This is a genomic window from Bradyrhizobium archetypum (assembly GCF_013114835.1).
GTDB classification, from domain to species: Bacteria; Pseudomonadota; Alphaproteobacteria; order Rhizobiales; family Xanthobacteraceae; genus Bradyrhizobium; species Bradyrhizobium archetypum.
The window spans coordinates 960,202-980,965 of the sequence record NZ_JAAVLW010000001.1 but is presented as its reverse complement, the minus strand read 5'-3'; the positions used below and the strand labels follow the sequence as shown (position 1 = coordinate 980,965).

The 20,764-nt window shown below is 63.7% G+C and carries 20 protein-coding genes and 1 pseudogene; 8 read left to right on the top strand and 13 right to left on the bottom strand.

The features are described from left to right. The first annotated feature begins 366 nt into the window (after positions 1-366). The 6 genes from HCN50_RS04320 to HCN50_RS04295 all read left to right on the top strand — a co-directional run bounded on the left by HCN50_RS04320 (position 367) and on the right by HCN50_RS04295 (position 7,570). Entirely contained in the window at positions 367-1,785 is a 1,419-nt protein-coding gene (locus tag HCN50_RS04320) for a cell wall hydrolase (RefSeq protein ID WP_171708344.1), read from the top strand. 395 nt (positions 1,786-2,180) lie between these two features. Next, a complete protein-coding gene (locus tag HCN50_RS04315) occupies positions 2,181-3,443 on the top strand; it encodes an MFS transporter (protein WP_171708343.1) in 1,263 nt (420 codons plus the stop codon). A 44-nt stretch (positions 3,444-3,487) separates the two neighbouring features. Then, the gene (gene acuI, locus HCN50_RS04310) at positions 3,488-4,474 is read left to right on the top strand and encodes an acrylyl-CoA reductase (NADPH) (RefSeq protein WP_171708342.1); all 987 of its coding nucleotides are present in this window, start codon (positions 3,488-3,490) and stop codon (positions 4,472-4,474) included. Positions 4,475-4,633: 159 nt separating this feature from the next. Continuing rightward, positions 4,634-5,245 carry a hypothetical protein gene (locus tag HCN50_RS04305; RefSeq protein WP_171708341.1) on the top strand — a complete coding sequence of 204 codons (612 nt, stop codon included), beginning with the start codon at positions 4,634-4,636 and terminating at the stop codon, positions 5,243-5,245. Between the two features lie 229 nt (positions 5,246-5,474). Further along, on the top strand, positions 5,475-5,708 hold the full coding sequence (locus tag HCN50_RS04300; RefSeq protein ID WP_171708340.1) for a DUF6894 family protein: 234 nt from the start codon (positions 5,475-5,477) through the stop codon (positions 5,706-5,708). Positions 5,709-5,881: 173 nt separating this feature from the next. Next, on the top strand, positions 5,882-7,570 hold the full coding sequence (locus HCN50_RS04295; RefSeq protein ID WP_171708339.1) for a methyl-accepting chemotaxis protein: 1,689 nt from the start codon (positions 5,882-5,884) through the stop codon (positions 7,568-7,570). On the opposite strand, the gene HCN50_RS04290 is transcribed toward HCN50_RS04295, so the two are convergent. The 5 genes from HCN50_RS04290 to ygfZ all read right to left on the bottom strand — a co-directional run bounded on the left by HCN50_RS04290 (position 7,571) and on the right by ygfZ (position 13,152). After that, a complete protein-coding gene (locus HCN50_RS04290; RefSeq protein ID WP_171708338.1) occupies positions 7,571-10,267 on the bottom strand; it encodes a DUF2339 domain-containing protein in 2,697 nt (898 codons plus the stop codon). It abuts the gene before it with no gap. Between the two features lie 176 nt (positions 10,268-10,443). Then, the gene (locus tag HCN50_RS04285) at positions 10,444-10,950 is read right to left on the bottom strand and encodes a tyrosine phosphatase family protein (RefSeq protein ID WP_171708337.1); all 507 of its coding nucleotides are present in this window, start codon (positions 10,948-10,950) and stop codon (positions 10,444-10,446) included. Positions 10,951-11,039: 89 nt separating this feature from the next. Further along, the gene (locus HCN50_RS04280) at positions 11,040-11,651 is read right to left on the bottom strand and encodes a YfbR-like 5'-deoxynucleotidase (RefSeq protein ID WP_171708336.1); all 612 of its coding nucleotides are present in this window, start codon (positions 11,649-11,651) and stop codon (positions 11,040-11,042) included. Further along, positions 11,648-12,274 carry a DNA-3-methyladenine glycosylase I gene (locus tag HCN50_RS04275; protein ID WP_171708335.1) on the bottom strand — a complete coding sequence of 209 codons (627 nt, stop codon included), beginning with the start codon at positions 12,272-12,274 and terminating at the stop codon, positions 11,648-11,650. The genes HCN50_RS04280 and HCN50_RS04275 overlap by 4 nt, the downstream gene beginning before the upstream one ends. Continuing rightward, entirely contained in the window at positions 12,271-13,152 is an 882-nt protein-coding gene (gene ygfZ, locus HCN50_RS04270) for a CAF17-like 4Fe-4S cluster assembly/insertion protein YgfZ (protein WP_171708334.1), read from the bottom strand. The genes HCN50_RS04275 and ygfZ overlap by 4 nt, the downstream gene beginning before the upstream one ends. 139 nt (positions 13,153-13,291) lie before the next feature. On the opposite strand from ygfZ, the gene HCN50_RS04265 reads away from it, so the two are divergent. Further along, the gene (locus HCN50_RS04265) at positions 13,292-14,626 is read left to right on the top strand and encodes a dihydroorotase (RefSeq protein ID WP_171708333.1); all 1,335 of its coding nucleotides are present in this window, start codon (positions 13,292-13,294) and stop codon (positions 14,624-14,626) included. A 147-nt stretch (positions 14,627-14,773) separates the two neighbouring features. On the opposite strand, the gene HCN50_RS04260 is transcribed toward HCN50_RS04265, so the two are convergent. From HCN50_RS04260 to HCN50_RS04240, 5 genes and pseudogenes are all read right to left on the bottom strand, one after another. Then, complete coding sequence (locus tag HCN50_RS04260) at positions 14,774-15,040, bottom strand: hypothetical protein (protein WP_171708332.1); 267 nt, start codon at positions 15,038-15,040, stop codon at positions 14,774-14,776. Positions 15,041-15,191: 151 nt separating this feature from the next. After that, positions 15,192-15,827 (bottom strand): annotated as a pseudogene (locus tag HCN50_RS04255) (HAD hydrolase-like protein). Between the two features lie 62 nt (positions 15,828-15,889). Continuing rightward, entirely contained in the window at positions 15,890-16,267 is a 378-nt protein-coding gene (locus HCN50_RS04250) for a TIGR02301 family protein (RefSeq protein ID WP_171708331.1), read from the bottom strand. Positions 16,268-16,329: 62 nt separating this feature from the next. Then, the gene (locus HCN50_RS04245) at positions 16,330-16,749 is read right to left on the bottom strand and encodes an NUDIX hydrolase (protein ID WP_171708330.1); all 420 of its coding nucleotides are present in this window, start codon (positions 16,747-16,749) and stop codon (positions 16,330-16,332) included. 98 nt (positions 16,750-16,847) lie between these two features. Further along, complete coding sequence (locus HCN50_RS04240) at positions 16,848-17,360, bottom strand: hypothetical protein (protein ID WP_376700245.1); 513 nt, start codon at positions 17,358-17,360, stop codon at positions 16,848-16,850. A 62-nt stretch (positions 17,361-17,422) separates the two neighbouring features. Here HCN50_RS04240 and HCN50_RS04235 point away from each other — a divergent pair, with 62 nt between their 5' ends. Further along, positions 17,423-18,187, top strand: coding sequence for an SOS response-associated peptidase (locus HCN50_RS04235; RefSeq protein WP_171708329.1), 765 nt, complete (start codon positions 17,423-17,425; stop codon positions 18,185-18,187). Positions 18,188-18,262: 75 nt separating this feature from the next. Here the strand turns inward: HCN50_RS04235 and HCN50_RS04230 are convergent, their stop codons facing one another. The 3 genes from HCN50_RS04230 to HCN50_RS04220 are packed head-to-tail and all read right to left on the bottom strand — an operon-like array spanning position 18,263 to position 20,757. Continuing rightward, positions 18,263-18,844: an NUDIX hydrolase gene (locus HCN50_RS04230; protein ID WP_171708328.1), complete on the bottom strand. Its 582-nt coding sequence runs from the start codon at positions 18,842-18,844 to the stop codon at positions 18,263-18,265. Between the two features lie 9 nt (positions 18,845-18,853). Further along, positions 18,854-19,321: a GNAT family acetyltransferase gene (locus HCN50_RS04225; protein ID WP_311966973.1), complete on the bottom strand. Its 468-nt coding sequence runs from the start codon at positions 19,319-19,321 to the stop codon at positions 18,854-18,856. Then, on the bottom strand, positions 19,318-20,757 hold the full coding sequence (locus tag HCN50_RS04220) for an FAD-binding oxidoreductase (RefSeq protein WP_171708327.1): 1,440 nt from the start codon (positions 20,755-20,757) through the stop codon (positions 19,318-19,320). Before HCN50_RS04220 ends, HCN50_RS04225 begins: the two co-directional genes overlap by 4 nt. Positions 20,758-20,764: the final 7 nt, after the last annotated feature.

The window sequence follows — 20,764 nt, the reverse complement described above, 5'->3', positions numbered from 1 at the left end:
CGTTTGCTGCCTACGTGAGAGTCGTCATTGCGAGGAGCGCAAGCGACGAAGCAATCCATCTGTCCGTTATGCCGCACGATGGATTGCTTCGCTTCGCTCGCAATGACGCGGAGGGAACATGAGTTCCCATGTTCGCACGCGTAATGTTCTCTTCACCATCCTCGTTGAGGGGATGTTTACCACTTTCGTCGCGCGCCTGTTTACCAACACTTTTGACGGATTCGACGAAAAGCACGCGATGTGTTGCGTGTAACACACGCGCCACGCCGATTAACTCCCCGGCAACCTAAATTCGATACCAACAAAAAAGATCGAATTGCACGGATGTACTGACGTTCGATCGTGTAAGCGTTGCGTGAGCGTACAATGTTTGTGTTGCGTAACCAGCCGAAGGGCGCGCGGTTCGCGCTCTTCGGCTTCGGTCTCTGCATCTTCGCATTGATGCCGACCGAGATCGGATATCAGGATATCGCCTCGCTGCTGGCCCGCCAGCCCGGCGTCGCCGAGCGTTGGCAGAAGCGGGTGTTCTCGTCCGCCGGCACCGCCATCCAGGTCGCGACATTCTCCTTTGGCCGGCCGATCGGTACGTCCTCGCCGCAAACCGCAACCTACCGGCTCGCCCGCCTCGACAATCAAGGCATCGACGTCACAGGATCAGTGACGCGCAATCCGCTCGCAGCTCCGCCGCCGCGTTATCATGCCGCCGAATTTCCCAAGGTCGATCGTACGCTGAAGGGCGATCGTCTGGTCGTGAAGCCGCCTGTGCCGGCGGAAACCACCGTCCCTGCGGAGCGCGCTCCAGCGGTCGAGGATCCGGCGAATTCAAATGCATTGGTGAGGGGCGCCAAGACCGCCGAGACGGCGCCGCTCGATCCCGAGCTGCAGGCCGCGCTGAGCGCGCCGCCGCTCGATATGTCGCTGTCGCTCGAAAGCAGACCGAAGCATGACGTCAAGGTCACGCCGAATGCGTCCACGTCCGCGCAATCGCGCGATGGTTTCTCGTTCAAGACATCGAGCCTGTTCTTCGGCTCGTCGCTCGGCTCGCCCGAAAACATCGAGCGCTGGCAGCCCGGCGAAGAGCCCGTTATCGTCATGCCTGGCGCAGTTGCCGATCCCGACATGAAGGTGATGGCCTCGCTGCCGGTCGATGCCGATGGTCCGGTGCGCGCCGGTGACATGGGCGAGAGCGTCGCGCCGAAAGGCGAGGTCAATGCCGACAATCAGCGCGCCAAGACGCCGGCCGAACGTCTCGGCCTGTTTGACGAGAAGTCGCGCGCCAGATCGGAGAAATGTCTCGCCGAAGCCGTCTATTTCGAAGCCCGTGGCGAGGCGGTGCGGGGCCAGATCGCGGTGGCACAGGTGGTGTTGAACCGCGCCTTCTCCGGCAAATATCCTGAGACGGTGTGCGGCGTGGTCTATCAGAACAAGCACCGCCACCTGGCGTGCCAGTTCACCTTCGCCTGCGACAACAACAAGGATGTGATCCGCGAGCCCGACATGTGGGAGCGGGCGAAGAAGATCGCCAAGGCGATGCTCGAGGGCCAGCTCTGGCTGCCGGAAGTCGACAAGTCGACGCACTACCACGCCTATTGGGTGCGCCCGTCCTGGGTCCACGAAATGAAGAAGACGTACAGGACCGGCGTACACACCTTCTACCGGCCGCGCGCCTGGGGCAACGGCAGCGATGCGCCGAGCTGGGGCACGGCCGCCGAGACCGCGGCGATCTCCGCCAAGCTGGCGGAAGCCGCGCAAAGCTCGGCCGAGCAGGCGAGCGCGAAGCGGTAAGCTCTCTCCGTCGTCCCCGCGAACGCATTGCGTTCGCAGGGACGACGGCGGAGAGTGCGTGCGCACGTCATCCCGCCACAACTCGTCATCCCCGCGAAGGCGGGGATCCAGTGCGCCCGGAAGGCTGAGATCCATCCGATAGGCCGCGGCGTACTGGGTTGCCCGGTCAAGCCGGCCGATGACAGCGGAGTTTGTTGCGCTCGATTGCCTCCGCCGAGGCTTGCGCGCAAGGGTGCCATGCCTCCGAGATTGCTCTCATTGTCCTCGCCAATTTTGCAGATCTGCCCTGCAGCGGAAAATTTTTCTTGTTCGCCCCTTGGGGATTTCATGCAACTGCATTAACTCACCGTAACCTTTTGCCTGGCTTGCCGGGCGCGGACTGTCGAGGGAAACAAATGGTTGTAGCGAACGGCGACCTTCGGCCATCTTCAGGACTTGCCTCCGGACTTGCCACCTGGCGGACCCCGCTGGTGATCATGATCTGCGGCTGCCTGATCGCCTTGTTGAGTTTCGGACCGCGCTCAAGTCTCGGCTTTTTCGTCCAGCCGATGAGCCGCGAGTTCGCCTGGGGACGCGACGTATTCGGCCTTGCGGTGGCGCTGCAGAACCTGCTGTGGGGCCTGGGCCAGCCGATTGCCGGCGCCATCGCCGATCGCTTCGGCATCCTGCGGGTAATGATCGTCGGTGCGCTGCTCTATGCCGGCGGTCTGCTCTTGATGCGTTATTCCACGGTGCCGTTGTCGCTCAATCTCGGCGCCGGCGTCCTGATCGGCTTCGGTCTTTCGGGCTGTTCGTTCAACCTGGTGCTGTCCGCATTCAGCAAGCTCTTGCCGCCCGAGCGGCGCGGCCTTGCGCTCGGCTTCGGCACCGCGGCCGGCTCGTTCGGCCAGTTCCTATTCGCGCCGTTCGGCGTTGCGATGATCGACAATTTCGGCTGGCAGGCTGCGCTGACAGTGTTTGCGCTTCTCATGCTTCTGATCGTGCCGCTGTCGCTTGCGATCGCGACGCCGTCGGCCACACCGTCCGCCGTCCCTGCCGCGGACGAACAATCATTCAAGACCGCGCTTGCGGAAGCGTTCGGGCATCGCTCCTATGTCCTGCTGGTGCTCGGCTTCTTCACCTGCGGCTTCCAGCTTGCCTTTATCACCGTGCATCTGCCGGCCTATCTGGCCGATCGGGGCGTCTCGTCGCAGACCGGCGGCTGGGTGGTTGCGGCCATCGGCCTCTTCAACATCATCGGCTCGCTCGGCGTCGGTTGGCTGCAGAACAAGTTTCCGAAGCGCTACATCCTGTCGCTGATCTATTTCGCCCGCGCGCTATCGATCATGGCGTTCATCTCGTTTCCGATCACCACCTTCTCGGCGATCGTATTCGGCGCCGCGACCGGCCTGACCTGGCTTTCGACGGTGCCGCCAACCTCGGCGCTGGTGGCGCTGATGTTCGGCACGCGATGGTTCGCCACGCTCTATGGCTTTGCCTTCGTCAGCCATCAGGTCGGCGGCTTCCTCGGTGTCTGGCTCGGCGGTATCGTGTTCGAACAGTTCGGCTCCTACACGCCGATCTGGTGGCTCTCGATCCTGTTTGGCGTGCTGTCGGCGCTGATCAATCTGCCGATCGTCGAACGGCCGGTCGCGCGGACGGTTGCACAACCCGCCTGATGCGGTAAACACTCCCCGATATAGAACAGTCCGGGAGTTTTGCCGTGGGAACGTTCAAGGCCATCAGGATCGACAAAGCGGACAAGGGCACCACCGCCGCGCTGACGCAGTTCGACGAAGCCGAGCTGATGGAGGGCGACGTTACGGTGGCGGTCGAGTGGTCGACGCTGAACTACAAGGATGGTCTCGCCGTCACCGGCAAGGCCCCGGTGGTGCGTCGCTTCCCGATGATTGCCGGCATCGATTTCGCTGGCACCGTCGCGCAATCCTCGCATCCGGACTGGAAGGTCGGCGATAAGGTCGTCTGCAACGGCTGGGGCATGGGTGAGACGCATCTCGGTGCCTATGCCGAAAAAGCGCGCGTCAAGGGCGACTGGCTGGTGCGCTTGCCCGATGGAATGTCGACCCGTGAAGCGATGGCGATCGGCACCGCCGGCTACACTGCGATGCTGTCGGTGCTGGCGCTGGAGCAGCATGGCCTGACGCCTGCGAGCGGTCCCGTCGTGGTGACCGGCGCAGCCGGCGGCGTCGGCTCGGTCGCCACCGCCGTGCTTTCCAAACTCGGCTACCAGGTCATCGCGTCCACCGGGCGGATGTCGGAGGCCGATTATCTCAAGGGGCTCGGCGCCGCCGAGGTCATCGACCGTGCCGAGCTCACGGGCGCCGCCAAGCCGCTGGCGAAGGAGCGCTGGGCGGGCGGCGTCGACAGCGTCGGATCGACCACGCTGGCCAATCTGCTGTCGATGACGAAGTATGGCGGCGCCATCGCCGCCTGCGGCCTCGCCGCGGGCATGGACCTGCCGTCTTCGGTCGCCCCGTTCATTTTACGCGGAGTGTGCCTTCTGGGCATCGATTCCGTGATGTGCCCGCTGCCCCGGCGCCAGCTTGCCTGGAGCCGGCTCGCCAGCGACTTGGACAGGCGGAAACTTGCTGATATCACTCAGGAAATCACGCTCGATCAGGTTGTTGGAACGGGCCCGAAGATCCTTGCTGGCCAGGTGCGGGGTCGAATCGTGGTAAAAATTGTCTAACGCCGTTCAGACTTTACCAACCAACCTGCTCCAATGTTGCCACGGTTGGTATGGTAAGCAGCGGGTAAAGGCCTGCAGCATGGTCCGGTACATTGGGGTCCCGGTCTCATGCTCAAGCCAAGGCGGGCGCCCGCGCTCTTGTTAAGTTGGAGTAGCTGCATGCTTGCGCGTTTGGTTCTGGGGGCCGTCACGGCAGTCGCAACGATCGTTCCTGCGATGGCCGGGATGATGAGCGCCGATGAGGCACGCAGGTTTGTCAGCGGCAAGGTTTTTGCCTTTACCTGTTTCGATGGCACCCGTGGCGCCGGCCGCATTCTCGATGATCTCGGTGCAGCCGGTTCTGTCCAGTTCAGTGGCTCCGGCCCGATCCGCCATGTGCGCCTGCCCGGCAACACGCTGCAAATTCGCGGCCAGGCCGTTTGCGCCTCGATCAAGGGTCTTCCCTTCGAGCCGTGCTTCAATCTCGACAAGCGCGACGATCGCTCGTTCCGCGGCTCGGTGTCGGGCATGGGCTTCGCCTATTGCGATTTCCGTCACCAGGGTGCCTCGCAGATGTTGATGGCGCGCTCCGTGGCGCGGCCTCGATCGCTTCATCGCAAGGAAGAGTCGCGTGGGGCGGCTGATGCGCGTGCCGAGGTGACGGCGCGTGTCGAGACGCCTGCGGTCGAAAGCGCCAAGCTCGAGCCGGTGAAGTCCGAGCCGAAGGTTGAGCCGGTCAAGTCCGAACCGAAGGCCGAGGGCGCCCCGGAGCTGCGCCGCTCGACCGATTGATCGCGGAAACGGCATCTAAGTCTGAACGGGTAAGCAGGCTGCCACCCGACATAGACTGGGCGCCCCGCCGGTCCGACAGCGCGGCCGGCGCCATAGCCGCCATCCCCTGTCAGCGAACGCCAAACCCGTAGTCATACGGGCTGGCGCATTCATGTCCTGGTAGCGAATCTCGTTCCAAGTGGGGACCGGCAGGGAAGGCCGGGAGGCGGCCCGATAAACGAGATCAATCATGCCGCTGTATTTTTTCCGGATCAGTCACGGCCGCTACGCGGGCGCGTCCGACCAGGGATCCGAATTTGAAAGCCGCGAGGCTGCCTGGGCCGAGATGACAAAGGTCTGCGGCAATCTCCTCGGCAGCCTTTCGCGCAGCCTGAAACAGAACACCGAATGGCAGATGGAGCTCTTGGACGAAGCCAAGAAGCCGGTTTTCAGGATTCGTCTTGTCGCCGAGTCAGTAGGTTAACGCTTCACCTGCCTATGCCCGTGCCTGGGTAATTTTACGGACCTGCAAATTAACTATCGTTTGGAAGCTGATGCGTACCGTTGCCGAATATTCCCGGCGCATCGAAGATTGACGGCAGTTCCTCAGATTTAGCGGCGCCAATCCTTATCCCGTAGCAAGCCAAGGGGCCCGCCATGTCCGCTTTATCCATTCGCGCCAAGGTCATCGCCGTGATTGCATTCATGCTGATCGCGATGTCCGGCATGGGCTTGCTGGCGGTCCGCAGCATGCAGGTGATCAACGCCCACACGGTGGAAATTGCCTCGAACTGGCTGCCGAGCGTCCGGGTACTTGGCGAACTGCGCGCGGATATCAACCTGTTCCGGATAGCGCTCCGTGCTCATGTCATGGCGGAAACACTGGAGGCGAAGGCCGCCAACGACAAGCGGCTCGCAGGCATCCTCGAGCGGATCGCGAAAGATCGCAAGGCTTACGAGCCGATGATCTCCACTGCCGAAGAGCGCTCGATCTACGAGAACTGGACGCGTGCCTGGGACAGATACATGACCGGCGTGCAGGAAGTGATCGAATTGTCGCGCCAGAGCATCGGGCGCATTCCGCATGAGGCAAGCGAGGCAATTTCCAAGAAGGTTGCGGTCATCGCCGCCGAATCCGATTCATATCTGGAAAAGTCTATCGATCTCAACAACAGGGGCGCGGATGCCGCGACCCGGCAGGCCGCGGACGGCTATAATTTTGCGCTCTGGGTCGTGTTGGGCATTGTCGCCGCCGTCGTCATCTGCGGTGTCGGCGTGGGAATCTATCTCGTCCGCGACCTCTCGCGCGGAATTGCCTCCATCGTGAAGCCGATGCAGGCGCTCGGCGGTGGCGATCTGACCGCCGAAGTGACACGCCGCGGCGAGAAGACCGAAATCGGCGCCATGGCGGACGCCTTGCAGGTGTTCAAGGATGCGCTGATCGCCAAGAAGGCCGCCGACGAGGCTGCAGCCCGCGATGCCGAGGCCAAGATCGAGCGCGGCCGTCGTGTCGACAAGATCACGCGGGACTTCGAAGCCATGATCGGCGAGATCGTCGAAACCGTGTCGTCAGCCTCGACCGAGCTCGAGGCTTCCGCTGATACGCTGACCTCGACCGCCGAGCGCGCGCAGGAGCTGGCCACCACCGTGGCTTCAGCTTCGGAAGAAGCTTCCACCAACGTGCAGTCGGTTGCATCCGCCACCGAGGAAATGGCATGCTCGGTCAACGAGATCAGCCGGCAGGTGCAGGAATCCGCGCGGATGGCGAGCGATGCGGTGGCTCAGGCCGGCAAGACCAACGATCGCGTTGGCGAGTTGTCGAAAGCGGCCGCCCGTATCGGCGACGTGATCGAGCTGATCAACACCATTGCCGGCCAGACCAACCTGCTTGCCCTCAACGCGACGATCGAGGCGGCGCGCGCCGGTGAGGCCGGCCGTGGCTTCGCAGTCGTTGCCTCGGAGGTGAAAGCACTGGCCGAACAGACTGCGAAGGCAACCGGGGAGATCGGTCAGCAGATCACCGGCATCCAGGCGGCGACCGAGGACTCCGTCTCCGCTATCAAGGAGATATCCGGCACGATCGAAAAGCTTGCGGAAATCGCCGCGGCGATCGCCGCTGCGGTGGAAGAGCAGGGCACGGCCACCCAGGAAATCTCCCGCAACGTGCAGCAGGCGGCGCAAGGCACCCAGATGGTATCCGCCAACATCACAGACGTGCAGCGCGGCGCGACCGAAACGGAGACGGCCTCGTCGCATGTGCTCTCGGCGGCGCAGTTGCTATCGGGCGACAGCAACCGGCTCAAGGTCGAGGTCGCCAAATTTCTCGAGTCGGTCCGCGCCGCCTGATCAGCTTCCCGCCGGCGCAACCGGCGGGGCTGCTTGCCTGCGGAACAGGATGCGCTGGTACAGCCAGCCGATCGCCACCAGCACCAGGCCGAGGCACATAAAGGACAGCGCGCGATAGACGCCGGTCAGCGTCGACATGTCGATCAGGAAGGCTTTCAGGATCGTGAGGCCAATGACCACAGCGGAAGCCAGCCGTGCGCGCTGCGAGTTGAAGACAATGCCGATGCCGAGCAGCGCCACGCCGAACGCGAGATACGCGATCGAATAGGTGTACTGTTCGGCGCCGGTGGTCGGGCCGACCGCGATCGCCGGGCCGTGATAGATTCTCCTGATCTCGAACGTCACATAGGCAAGCGCGAGAATGAGCGCTGCCGCCGCAATCGTGTTGGCGTAAGCGACCGGGCGGCGCCCGGCGACGGCATAGGACAATAACAGCGCGAGCACCGCGGGCAGGGCGTAGCCGAGCAGCAGCAGGTTGATGACGATGCCGCCGACATCGATCCATCGCAGCATCGGGTTCTCCAGCAATAGCAGCCCGAACAGCGTCGCGACGCCGGCAAACGCCGTGAGCAGGATCGCACCCGCATTGTGAATGACACTGCCGGTACGAACGCGCAGCCGCTCCAGCCCGATCGCCATCGCGAGAGCAACACAGACCTGCAGCGCGACCTCGGTGAGGCCTGCGCTCTGGCGAAAGACGTCGCCATTGTTCACGGCGTGGCGGATTTCCATGAACGCCAGCAGCACCGTGAACAGGATCGCTGCCGATTCCACCGTCCGCAGCGGCGCGTCATCGCCGCCGCGGCGCAGCAAAATGCTGCCGACCCAGAACGATGCTGCCGGAATGCCGTATCCCCACAACAGCCAGTTAAAGATCGGCGTGGTGCCGACGGCTTGGCCGACAATGCGCGGCTCGTAGCCGATGCGCAGCACCACGATGCCGGCGAGGACGGCCGCGAGCGTGCGCAGGAACGGAATCGGCCGCTGCGTCGAAATCCAGGCGGTGCCCATCGACATCAGCGCCAGCGCGATCGTCAGCCAGCCTTTTTCCAGCGCAAAGGTCAGCGCCAATGCCAGCGCTGCAAGGGTGCCGGTCGCAAACAGCGCAATCGAGGCCTGCAATCCCGGACGGTCCTCGCGCTTGGAGAGGATCTCGGTCGCGGCGGCAAAGGCTGCGGCGAGCAGTACCGCGAGAATCGCAAACGGAATCGAGCGATCGAGATGCGCGATGCGCGCATAGAGCGCGACCAGAAGCGCCAGCGGCGTGAAGACCGCGGTGGCCGACCAGATCACCGGTATCACCGGGCCCGTTGAGCGGCCTTGCGCGAGGAATCCCGCCACACCAAAGCCTGCCGCGAAGATCGCCGCCGAAATCAGGTGCAGCGACACCGATTCGTCCGTGGCGTTCGGCCCGATGCCTTGCAGCGGACCGCCGGGCAGCACCAGCATATCGGGGTTGGCGCGAATCGCCCATTCGGCGAATACGATGAAGACCAGTGCTGCGGCGGCCCCAACCGCGCCGGCCGCGGCATCGCTGCGCCAGGCGACCGCGATGCTGCCAGCGACCAGCAGGCCAAACACGATCATCGCGGTGTCGGCATGAAAGCTGTTCAGCACGATCAGGGTCGCGCCGAGCAGATAGGCCGCCAGCGAGCCCGACGAAATCGGCTCGAGCTCGCCCTGGTCGGCGGGCGGGCCGAACAAGAAACCGCACACCACGAGCAGCGCGGCGAGGATGAAGCCGGCGAGGACGTGGAACGCATGCGGGCCGACCATCGAGGGGCCGCATTGCAGGCAGGGGAACGTCCATAGCAGCGCGAACACGGTCGTGGTGACCGCGAGCCAGCGCCAGAGCCTGACGCGCGCCAGGCCAAAGGCCGCCGCGGTAACGATCGCAAGATAGATGTAGAGCGCCCAGAAGTCCGGCTTGCCGGACGAGACCAGCACAGGCGTCACGAAGGCGCCGACGATGCCGAGGCCGGCGAGCGCCGGCCCATGCAAAAGCGCCGCAGCCAGCGTGCCGAGCGCCACCAGCCCGAGCAGGATGAAGGCGGTCGCAGGCACCAGGAATTCATACAGCGCGTAGGCGGCATAGATAGTGGCAAACGCCACTGCCGTTCCGGCGGCGGTGAGAATGGCCGGGATATTGGCGATCGGCAGCGCGTCGATCGTGGAAATGCTTTCCTTGCGCCGCGTCCATTCGCCTGCCAGCAGCAAAGCGAGCGCGAACAGGCCGCCGAGAATGGTGCGCACGCCGGGGCCGAGCAGACCGGCCTCGATCGAATAGCGCACCATGAAGAATCCACCGAGCGCCAGCGTCAGGCCTCCGATCCACACCACCCAGCGCGTGCCAACGGTTTCCTCGAAGCCGCGGTCGGGCTGTGGCGGAGGTGGCGGCGCTGCCCCGCCGGCGGCTTGTTCGGCCGCCTCCGGGCTGGCAGCGGGCGCGATGGATTCCGTGTCAGGAGCGATCGGCAGAGGCGTCGGTGGGGTTGCGCCCGGTGCCGGCGGCAGGCTCTGCTCGAACGCCTCGAATGGCGTGAGCGGCGGCGGCATAGCCGGAGCGGCCGTCGGCGTCGCCTGCATCGCTTCCAGGCGCTGGCGCAATTCGGCCACCTGATTCATGGCCTTCCGCGCAAAGATCAGGGCGACGATCGCAATCACAAGCGTGAAGAAAACGAAGGGGTCGTCGAACATCGGGCCTCCAGACGGGCGCGTCAGAGCGTTAACCGGCCACGTCGGCAGCCTGGTTGCAATCGGTGAGTGCAGTTTTGCCCGCTAAAAGTTCAAACCGGTTCGGCCGTGATTTGGCGCATCCCTGTCCCGCACGCGGTGCAGCGTGCAAACGCTGCGCTGCATCCGGGGACGCCGCGTTATTCCAGATCGAGCTGGAAGGGCCGGCCTTCGACGATCATGCTGCCCGGGCCCATTTCGTCCAGCGCGCGCAACATCCGTCCCTCGCGTCCCAGCGCCTTGTCGGCCAGGCTGACGATCAGCCGATTAGGGGAAGCGATCGGCGAGCGGGCGCGAATTTGCCGGGCGATTTCGATCTCGTCTCGGTGGGGATTGAGCGCGCAGGCGGCGGCGAAGGCGCTCGCCGTCGAGCGACTGATGCCGGCATAGCAATGCACCACCATCGGCGCGCTGCGGTCCCAGCTCCGGACGAAGTTCAGGACCTTTTCGATATGCTCGTCGCACGGTGCGACAAAGCCATCCATCTGCTCGATGATGTCGTCCATCGATACTTTCAGATGGTTGGCTTCCAGCACCGAAGCCGGGCGTTGTACCTGATCGACATTGGCCATCACAGTGAGAATGTGGCTGGCGCCGGTGGCCTTCACGGTCTCCGGCAACGCGGCAAGCGAACAGACGTGAAGCATAGTGATCCTTCGAGGCGGTTTCCTGGCAGGCTTTTATCGCAATTATAGGCCCGCGGGTGGGGCGGTGAAAGCAGGTTTCCGGGGGCCGTTCAACCAAGCAGCAGCTTGAATCGGGCCAAAAATTGCTTCTCGGCGCGGGCCGCGGTCCATGGCGTCAGATAATCGCGCACCGTGGCCTCGGGCAGGCCGGGATCCCTGCCGAACAGACGCTTCGCCTCACCTTCCGAAAAACCGGCGAGATGGGTGGCTTCGAGATAGGCAGCGCCGCGATCGGCCGCCTTGATCACTTTGGTGACGTCATCGGCGAGAATCGGCGGCAAACCGAAGCGCATGTGAATCGCCGCCAGCAGGCGCTTCTCCACCGCCTTGTAGTCGCCGCCAAGCACCGCCTTGAACGGCGAGATCATGTCGCCAATGACGTATTCCGGCGCGTCGTGAAGCATTGCGGCGAGGCGGAAGCCGACGTCGACGCGCGGCATCTGCTCGCGCATCACGGTTTCGACCAGCAGCGTGTGCTGTGCCACCGAGAAAATGTGCGCACCGCTGGTCTGCCCGTTCCAGCGCGCGACCCGCGCCAGCCCATGGGCGATATCGGCGATCTCGATATCGAGCGGGGAGGGGTCAAGCAGATCGAGCCGCCGTCCCGACAGCATTCGCTGCCAGGCACGGGTAGCGACATGGGACGATCTTCGCGCCGTCATCTGGCCTTGAGGCGGGGCTTGCGGAGTTTGCCGCTACAGGCCTCGTGACAGAAACAGGTGACCAGGTGGTCGTTGACCATGCCCGTGGCCTGCATGAAGGCATAGACAATGGTCGGGCCGACGAACTTGAAACCCCGCGCGCCGAGCTCCTTCGAGATCTTGACCGAGACCGGCGTCGAGGCCGGCACGCTCGCTGTGGTCTTGAACTGGTTGACGATTGGCTTGCCGTCGACGAAGTCCCACAGGAACTTCGAGAAGCCCGGGCCTTCTTCCATGATCTTCAGATAGGCCTTGGCGCTGTTGACGGCTCCTTCGATCTTGGCGCGGTTGCGCACGATGCCGGCGTCGTTCATCAGCGCATGGATTTTCTTGGCGTTGTAGCGCGCGATCTTTTCCGGTTGGAAATCATCGAACGCTTTGCGGAAATTGTCGCGCTTGCGCAGGATCGTGATCCACGACAGCCCGGCCTGAAAGCCGTCGAGGATCAGCTTCTCATAGAGGGCGCGGTCATCATACTCCGGCACGCCCCATTCGGTGTCGTGATAGGCCATGTAGAACGGGTCTTCACCCGGCCACGGGCATCGCATCTTGCCGTCGGGATGCAGGCGCGCAGATTTGCTCATGCGACGGTCTGCTTCGGTGGGGTGCGAACCTCGTTCGGGTCGGTCAGCCGGATCGCAAGGCCACCAGCTGTCAACGAAAGTCCGGCATCGAGCGCATCGGCCACGCGGTCGATCCGGACCAGCGCGAGACCGCGGCCATCGGCGGTCGATCCCATGGTGCCGACCTGCTTGTCGCCGCCGAGAACGGCAACGCCGGTCTCCGGCGAAAAGTCCTCGAGCGTGACCCGCACGATCCGCGTGCGCGCGGTGCCGCGATGCTGCATCCGCGACACCACCTCCTGGCCGACATAGCAGCCCTTGTCGAAATCGACGCCGTGCAGGCGATCCATGTTGGTCTCGTGCGGGAACGCGTCGCTGTACATGAAATCAAGCCCACCGCGCGGCACGCCGAGAGCGATGCGATGGGCCTCGTAGTCCTCGCTGGCGACGAGATCGGCCCCGATCAGATCGGCGACCTTCTGTTTGAGATCTTCTGATACGAGGATGCGCCAGCCCAGCCCCTGATGCCGGGGATCGGCGAAGGCCAGATCGGGTTTCATTACGGGCTCGCCATCCCAGGCCGCCAGCACGCCCATGCTGTCCGAGATGTTCTCTACCGTTACCTTGGCGCGCAGCTTGTAGAAGCCGAGCTTGTCGGCGAGGTTCTGCGCCAGCGCGCGCGGCGCATCGATCAGAAAGCCGCCGCCATGGCCAGCCGGGGCTTCGGTGATCAGGAAGTCGGCCGTGATCTTGCCCTGCGGCGTCAACAGCGCGCCGAACCGGCCGAGGCCAGGTTCGAGCAGCGTGATGTCTGTAGTAACGAGGCCGTTGAGGAAGTTGCGGGCATCCTCGCCGCTGACCTTGACCACGCCCCTATCAGGAAGAAACGCTGCTTTCATAAGCTGAATCGGACCTCTTTTGACGTATTTCTTCAAGTTCCTGGGGAAACGCAGGTGGTGGATATCCGATACGAAGTTAAGGCGCTAAGGTGCCGCCAACAAGGCCTGTGGGAAAGCTTGAAGCGGGCGTCGAGGACCGATGAATCAACGATTTGATACCATTCTAAAATCCGGCACCGTGGTCAATCAGGATGGCGAGGGGGTCCGCGATATCGGTATTTCCAATGGCCGGATCGCCGCGATCGGGGGGCTCGGATGTGCCTCCGCCGACGAGACGATCGACTGCAAGGGCCTGCACATCCTGCCCGGCGTGATGGACACGCAGGTGCATTTCCGCGAGCCGGGGCTGACGCACAAGGAAGACCTGGAGACCGGTTCACGCAGCGCCGTGATGGGCGGCGTCACCGCGGTGTTCGAAATGCCGAACACCAATCCGCTCACGGTGAGCGAGGAGACGTTCACCGCCAAGATCAAGGCCGGCCGCCATCGCATGCATTGCGATTTTGCTTTCTTCATCGGCGGCACCCGCGACAACGTGAATCATTTGCCTGAGCTGGAGCGTGCGGAAGGCTGTGCCGGCGTCAAGGTGTTCATCGGCTCGTCCACCGGCGCGCTATTGGTCGAGGACGACGAAAGCCTGCGCAGGATATTCCAGGTGATCCGCCGCCGGGCCGCCTTTCACGCGGAGGACGAATATCGCCTCAACGACCGCAAGCCGGTCCGCATCGAGGGTGACCCGCGCTCCCATCCGGTATGGCGCGACGAGACCGCGGCGCTGATGGCGACCCAGCGGCTGGTCAATCTTGCGCGGGAGACCGGCAAGCGCATCCACGTGCTGCACATCTCGACCAAGCAGGAAATCGAGTATCTGCGCGACCATAAGGATGTCGCATCCTGCGAGGCGACGCCGCATCACCTCACGATGGCCGCGCCCGAATGCTACGAGCGGCTCGGCACGCTTGCCCAGATGAACCCGCCGGTGCGCTCGGCCGATCACCGCGAGGGGATCTGGTATGGTATCGAGCAGGGTATCGTCGATGTGCTCGGCTCCGACCACGCGCCGCATACGCTGGAGGAGAAGGCCAAGACCTATCCGGCGTCACCCTCGGGCATGACTGGGGTGCAGACGCTGGTGCCCCTGATGCTAGATCACGTCAATGCCGGACGGCTGTCGCTTTCGCGTTTCGTCGATCTGACGAGCGCCGGCCCGGCGCGTCTGTTCAACATCGCCTGCAAGGGCCGCATTGCCGCAGGCTATGACGCCGATTTCACCATCGTCGATCTCAAGCGAAGCGAGACGATCACCAACAAATGGGTGGCCTCACGGGCGGGGTGGACGCCCTACGACGGCGTCCGCGTCACCGGCTGGCCGGTCGGCACGTTCGTGCGCGGCAGGCGCGTGATGTGGCAGGGGGAGTTAACGACGCCGTCCACTGGCGAACCGGTGCGGTTTCTGGAGACGCTGCGGGCTTAGCTTGGAGGTCGTCCGAAACACAACTGTCGTCGCCACACTTGACCGGGCGATCCAGTATTCCAGAGACGTCCGTATTTGATCGAGGAGCCGCGGCGTACTGGGGCACCCGCCTTCGCCTTCGCGGGTGACGACACCCGGGGTTTGTCGCTACTGCTTCGCCAGCGTCAGCGAAAACTCGCCGTTGCGCACGCGGGCCGAAAGGCCTTCGGCGAATTTCGCGACCGCGTCCTCGCCATAGGTCGAGACCAGTTCGGCGAGTGCGGTGAACAGGCTCGCCTGCGCCAGGCAGTCGCCGTCGACACCGTCGTGCCGCGCTTCGGCCCAGGCCTCGCTCAGGTAGCTTAGGGCAGTCTGCTTCTGTTCGAGATCGGGAAGCGGGTCGTGGGCGATCGAGAAGGCGGCTGGGCGGCTCATGAAGCTCAACGAAATCTGCGCGCGAACCGGGGCGGAACGCATCCTAACGCGATAGCTGTAGCACGCGGCGCTGAAGCGCCTAGCCACATCTTTAGGAAAGGTTAACGGCGCTGCCCAAATTTCGGGCGATCCGGCGCGAGCTCCATCAATTTCAGGGAATGCAGCCGAGGATCGCTCCCGGCGTCGCGCAGACATGGTGCGCGCCGGCCCCGAGCAACTCATCTCTGCTGCCGTAGCCCTACAGCACGCCGATGCCTTTCATGCCGTTGTTCTTCGCACCGACCATGTCGTGGCTGCGGTCGCCGATCATCAGGGTTTTGGACGGATCGACCGCAACTTGTTTCAGCGCGTATTCGAGCAAATGCGACTTGTCGGCGCGGGTGCCGTCGAGTTCGGCGCCGAACACGCGCTCGAAGTGACGGCGAAGTCCGAAATGGTCGATGATGCGCTCGGCGTACACATGCGCCTTGCTGGTGGCAACGAACAGCCGATGACCGGAGGCGCGGAGTGCCGTCAGGACCTCGTCGATCCCGTCGTAGACGCCGTTCTCGTAGAGGCCAATATCGGAAAATCGCTCGCGATAGAGCGCCACCGCACGATCGGCGTGATCGCCGCCGAGCAGTATCACAAAGCTCGAGCGCAACGGCGGGCCGATGCACCAGGTCAGTTCGTCCGCGGTCGGGATCGTATGATGATCGAGCCGTTGCAGCGCGTACTGGATGCAACGGGTGATGCCCGGCTTGGGGTCGGTCAGCGTTCCGTCGAGGTCGAAATAGATTGCGTCCATCATAGTGTTTTCGAGCGAATGGGGACCGGTTCGCGGTGAGAAAATGCGTCAAACAACAACCTTCAATTCGCGTAGCGCGCGGTGAGATCGCGCGAGATCTTGGAGCCTTCCTCGATATATCTGCGGATTGCGACGGAGGCCGCTGGCGTGCAGGTCCGGTAGGTCTGCTGAAAGCCGTTATAGCCGCGGTTGAAGCCGGCGATCATGCGGGCGCGGCGCTCGCCTGACGGGGTTTCGGCGTCGATCAGCGCCTGCATCTCGTTGCGCCATTTCGCCCCTTCATTGGCGCCGCAAATGCCCCGGAGGTAATGCAGGGTGCCGAGAATCTCGGCCAGCCGCTGCAGGTCGCCGTCAAACGGCGCGGCAGCATCCTGGGCCCGCGCGGGGGCCAGGAGACATGCCGAAACGAGGATGAGGGCGGCGAGGGCGTGCTTGAGCATTTGAGGGCCGATATGCCCCCTCAATGAGCCTGAGGCAAGGCGTGAGGCGCCGGAGCCGCCCCCTAGACCAGCTTCCGGGCAGCCTCAATGACCTCCAGAAGGCCGCCAGTGACCTTGAGATCGCCGAGCCCATCCGGCGCCAGCCATTTGAAATCGTCGTGCTCGTCGTTCAGGACCGGCTCCCGGGCCGTCCAGCGGGCCGCGAACGACATGATCACGTAGTGCCCGCCGCCGAAGGCTCCCGGCAGCACCTCGCGCCAGCCGGCCAGGCCCAAAATCTCGATTCTTAAACCCGTTTCCTCATCCACCTCGCGGTGGAGGGCGGTATGCAGGGATTCGCCGAATTCGACCCGGCCGCCGGGGAGCGAGTAAAAGCCCCTGCCCGGCGAGCGGGCGCGGCGGACCAAGAGGACCTTGCCGTCACGGAAAATCGCGCCACTGACGGCGAGCTGGGGGCGGGTCGGCTGGAGGAGGGAAGCCACGGGATGATCCGGTAAGCAGGGAACTCGCTGTGGGAGTTGATCATGCCCGATCGGTTCGCGCAGGTCTAATGCGCGATAGCGGCGAAGCGCGAAGGCGGCTAGTTCGACATTACCGCTTCGACATTGGAATCGGCGTTGCCGTTGATGACGCCGCCGGCCAGTGCCACCAGCGGCTTGACCCAGGCGGTGGCCTGCTCGGCCAGCGTGGCGCGCGTCTTGTCCTGCTGGGCTTCGCGCATCGCCTTGCCGACCGCGGTCAGGATCGAGGTCATGGTCGCGGTGAGATTGTCGAAGTCGGCACGGACCTTGGGATCGGCGCATTCATAGGCCTCGATCGCGAGGTCGCGGGCCTTGAAATTGGAGGCCCAGAAATGCTCGGCGTAGGACAATGGCGTCCAGGTGAGGAAATCCTCCGCGCATTCGGGCATGTCCGGAACCATTTCGAGCAGCATGATGGCTTCGTTGAAATGATTCAGGTAGTCGGTGGCGAGCCCGGTGCGGGGATTGATGTTGGCGGCGCGCAATTGCTCCGCGCGGGCCTCGTCGATAGGGCCCGTCGGTGGCGGCATCGGGCGGTCGGATCGTACATCTGTGGCGGCCATGGAGGTCATCTGCCCCACTGTTAGCAGCTTGGGTTAACACGCATTAAACAGAGGCTTATGTTGGTCAGATAATGTGCGGACGCTTCGTTATTACCTCGCCGCCGGAGGCGCTTCGGCAGATTTTCGGCTATATCGAGCAACCCAATTTCCCGCCTCGGTATAATATTGCGCCGACTCAACCTGTTCCCGTTGTCATTCTGGAAAATGGCGGCCGCCATTTTCGATTGATGCGTTGGGGCCTGGTGCCGTCGTGGGTGAAGGACCCCCGTAAATTTGCGCTCCTGATCAACGCCCGCGCCGAGACGGTGCTCGACAAGCCGGCGTTCAAAAATGCCATCAAGCGGCGGCGCTGTTTGATTCCGGCGGATGGCTACTACGAATGGCAGGATGCCGGCGGCCGCAAGCGGCCGTTCTTCATCCATCGCCGCGACGGTCAGCCCATAGGCCTTGCCGCGCTCGCCGAGACGTGGATGGGGCCGAACGGCGAGGAGACCGACGGCGTCGCCATCGTCACCGCGCCAGCCAGCCGCGATCTTGCCGTGCTGCATCACCGCGTGCCCGTGACGATCGCGCCGGAGGAATTCGCGCGCTGGCTGGATGGCCGCAGCCACGATGCCGACAACGTGATGCCGCTGCTGCGCGGACCGGCTGAGGGCGAGTTCGCCTGGCACGAGATTTCCACGCGCGTCAATCGCGTCGTCAATGACGATGCGCAATTGCTGCTGCCTATCACCGACGAACAGCGCGCGGCGGAGGAGCCGAAGCCCGGCAAGCGCGTAGCCCCGCGCAAGGCGGCACCGGTGCCTGAGGATGACGGGCAGGGCTCGTTGTTTTGAGCGCGATACTCTCAACAGTAAGATCAGGGGTTATGGGTCCCTGCGTTCGCAGGGACGACGAACAAATAGAGTCGTTCACCGAAAAATATTCAGCGCCGCGTGCTGCAGCAGCATGATGGTCTTGGCATCGACGATGCGCCCGTCCGATATCATCGCGAGCGCCTGGTCGATCGATAGCTCTAACACTTCGATATCCTCGCCTTCCTCGACGATGCCGCCGCCGTCACTGATGCGCATCGCGGCTTCGTATTCGGCGACGAAAAAATGCAGCTTCTCGGTGACCGAGCCAGGGCTCATGAAGGCCTCGAACACCTTGCGCACGTCGTGCAATCGGTATCCGATTTCCTCTTCCGCTTCCGCGCGAATCCGGTTCTCGGGCGTTTCGTCGTCGAGCATGCCGGCGGCGGCCTCGATCATGAAATCGTCATGGCCGGCAAGATAGGGCGGCAGTCGGAACTGGCGCGTCAGCACGACGGTGCCGTTGGCAAGGTTGTACGGCAGCAGCGTCGCGGCATGACCGCGGTCGAAAACTTCCCGCTTCTGCGTCTGCCATTCGCCGTTGCCGCGGCGATACTCGAACTCGACTTCATTCAACCGGTAATGCCGGTCGGAGAGCACGTTGACGTTCTTGACGCGGACACGATCGGAGACGGTCATGGCAATCCTTCAGCCTACCCGCGGCGGCTCGCGGCCGTCGAGCCATTTGGTGAAGAACAGGATCTGCTGCTCGCCGAAGCCGATCGACTGGTAGAATGCGGCGACGCCCGAATTTTCCGGCCGCACCAGCAATTGCAGTTTCGGAATGCCGGCCGCGCGCAGCCAATCCTCGGCCGCGTTCATGATGGCGCGGCCGTAGCCTTTGGCGCGAAGATCAGGATCGGTGGCGACGTAATAGACCCAGCCGCGATGGCCGTCATGGCCGACCATCGCGGTCGCCACGATCGCGCCGCGGTCGCGGCCGACCAGCACGGTCGAGTTCGGGCCGCGCCGGGCGAGGGCAATATCGCTGGCCGGATCGTTCCACGGTCGCGTCAGGCCGCAGGTCTGCCACAGCGCGATCACGGTTGCGACGTCGGCATCCGCGATATCGGCGATGGCGAGCGCGGGGGCGGGCTTCTCGGCGGATATGGTCACAGCACCTTGCCGGGATTCATGATGCCGAGCGGGTCGAGCATCGCCTTGATGCCGCGCATCAGTTCGATCGCGACTTTGTCCTTCACGTCGGGCAGTTCGTCGCGCTTGAGCACGCCGATGCCGTGCTCGGCGGAGATTGATCCACCCATCCGCTGCACGATTTCGAACACGACTTCATTCACCTCGTGCCAGCGCGACATGAAGTCGGCGGTGTCGCCGCCGATCGGCTGGCTGACATTGTAGTGGATGTTGCCGTCGCCGAGATGGCCGAACGGTACCGGCCGCGAGCCCGGAATCAGCTTTTCCACCGCCGCGTTGGCCTCTTCGATGAAAGCGGGGACGGCTGCGACCGGCACCGAGATATCGTGCTTGATCGAGCCGCCTTCCGGTTTCTGCGCGGCCGACATTTCGTCGCGGAGCTTCCAGAACGCGGCGCGCTGCGAGAGATTTGCCGCGATCACCGCGTCGTCGACGATACCTTCCTCCATGCCTTTGGCGAGAATGGATTCCAGCGCGGCACGGGCGTCGTCACGTGGCGACGACAATTCCATCAGCACGTACCAGGGATGCTTTGACGTCAAGGGATCGCGGATGTCGATGCCATGGCGCAGGCTGAAGTCGACGGCGATGTCGGCCAGCAATTCGAAGCTGGTGAGACTGCCGGCGGCCTCGTTCTGCGCAATCGAGAGCAGTTTTAGCGCCTGCGCCGGCGATGCGAGGCCGACATAGGCGGTCTCCACCGCATGCGGCTTCGGAAACAGCTTTAGTGTAGCTGCGGTGATGATGCCGAGCGTGCCCTCGGCGCCGATGAAGAGGTTGCGCAGGTCGTAGCCGGTGTTGTCCTTCTTCAGCTTCGATAGCCCATTCAGGATCCGCCCGTCGGCGAGCACGACCTCGAGTCCCAGCGCCATCTCGCGCGCCACGCCATACGCCAACGCCGCGGTGCCGCCGGCATTGGTCGAGAGATTGCCGCCGATGGTGCAACTGCCTTCCGCGCCGAGCGACAGCGGGAACAGGCGATCGACTTCGGCCGCGCGCTGCTGCGCGACCTGCAGCACCACGCCGGCCTCGCAGGTCATGGTGTTGGAGGCGGGATCGATCTCGCGAATTTTGTCCAGCCGACGCATCGAGACGACGACTTCGCCATTGTGCGGGGTCTGTCCGCCGACGAGACCGGTGTTGCCGCCCTGCGGCACCAGCGCGATTCTGTGCTCGCTGGCGAGCTTGCAGATTGCGGACACTTCCGCCGTCGAGCCTGGCCGCAGCACCAGCGGTGAGCGGCCGTGGAACAGGTCGCGCTCTTCCGTTACATAGGGCGCAATGTCGGCGGCATCGGTCACCGCATATTTGTCGCCGACGATCGCGCGGAATTTTGCGATCAACTCGGCGGGAAGCGGCGGCACGGAAGCTTGCACAGATCCTTGGACGACATTCATTTTCTTG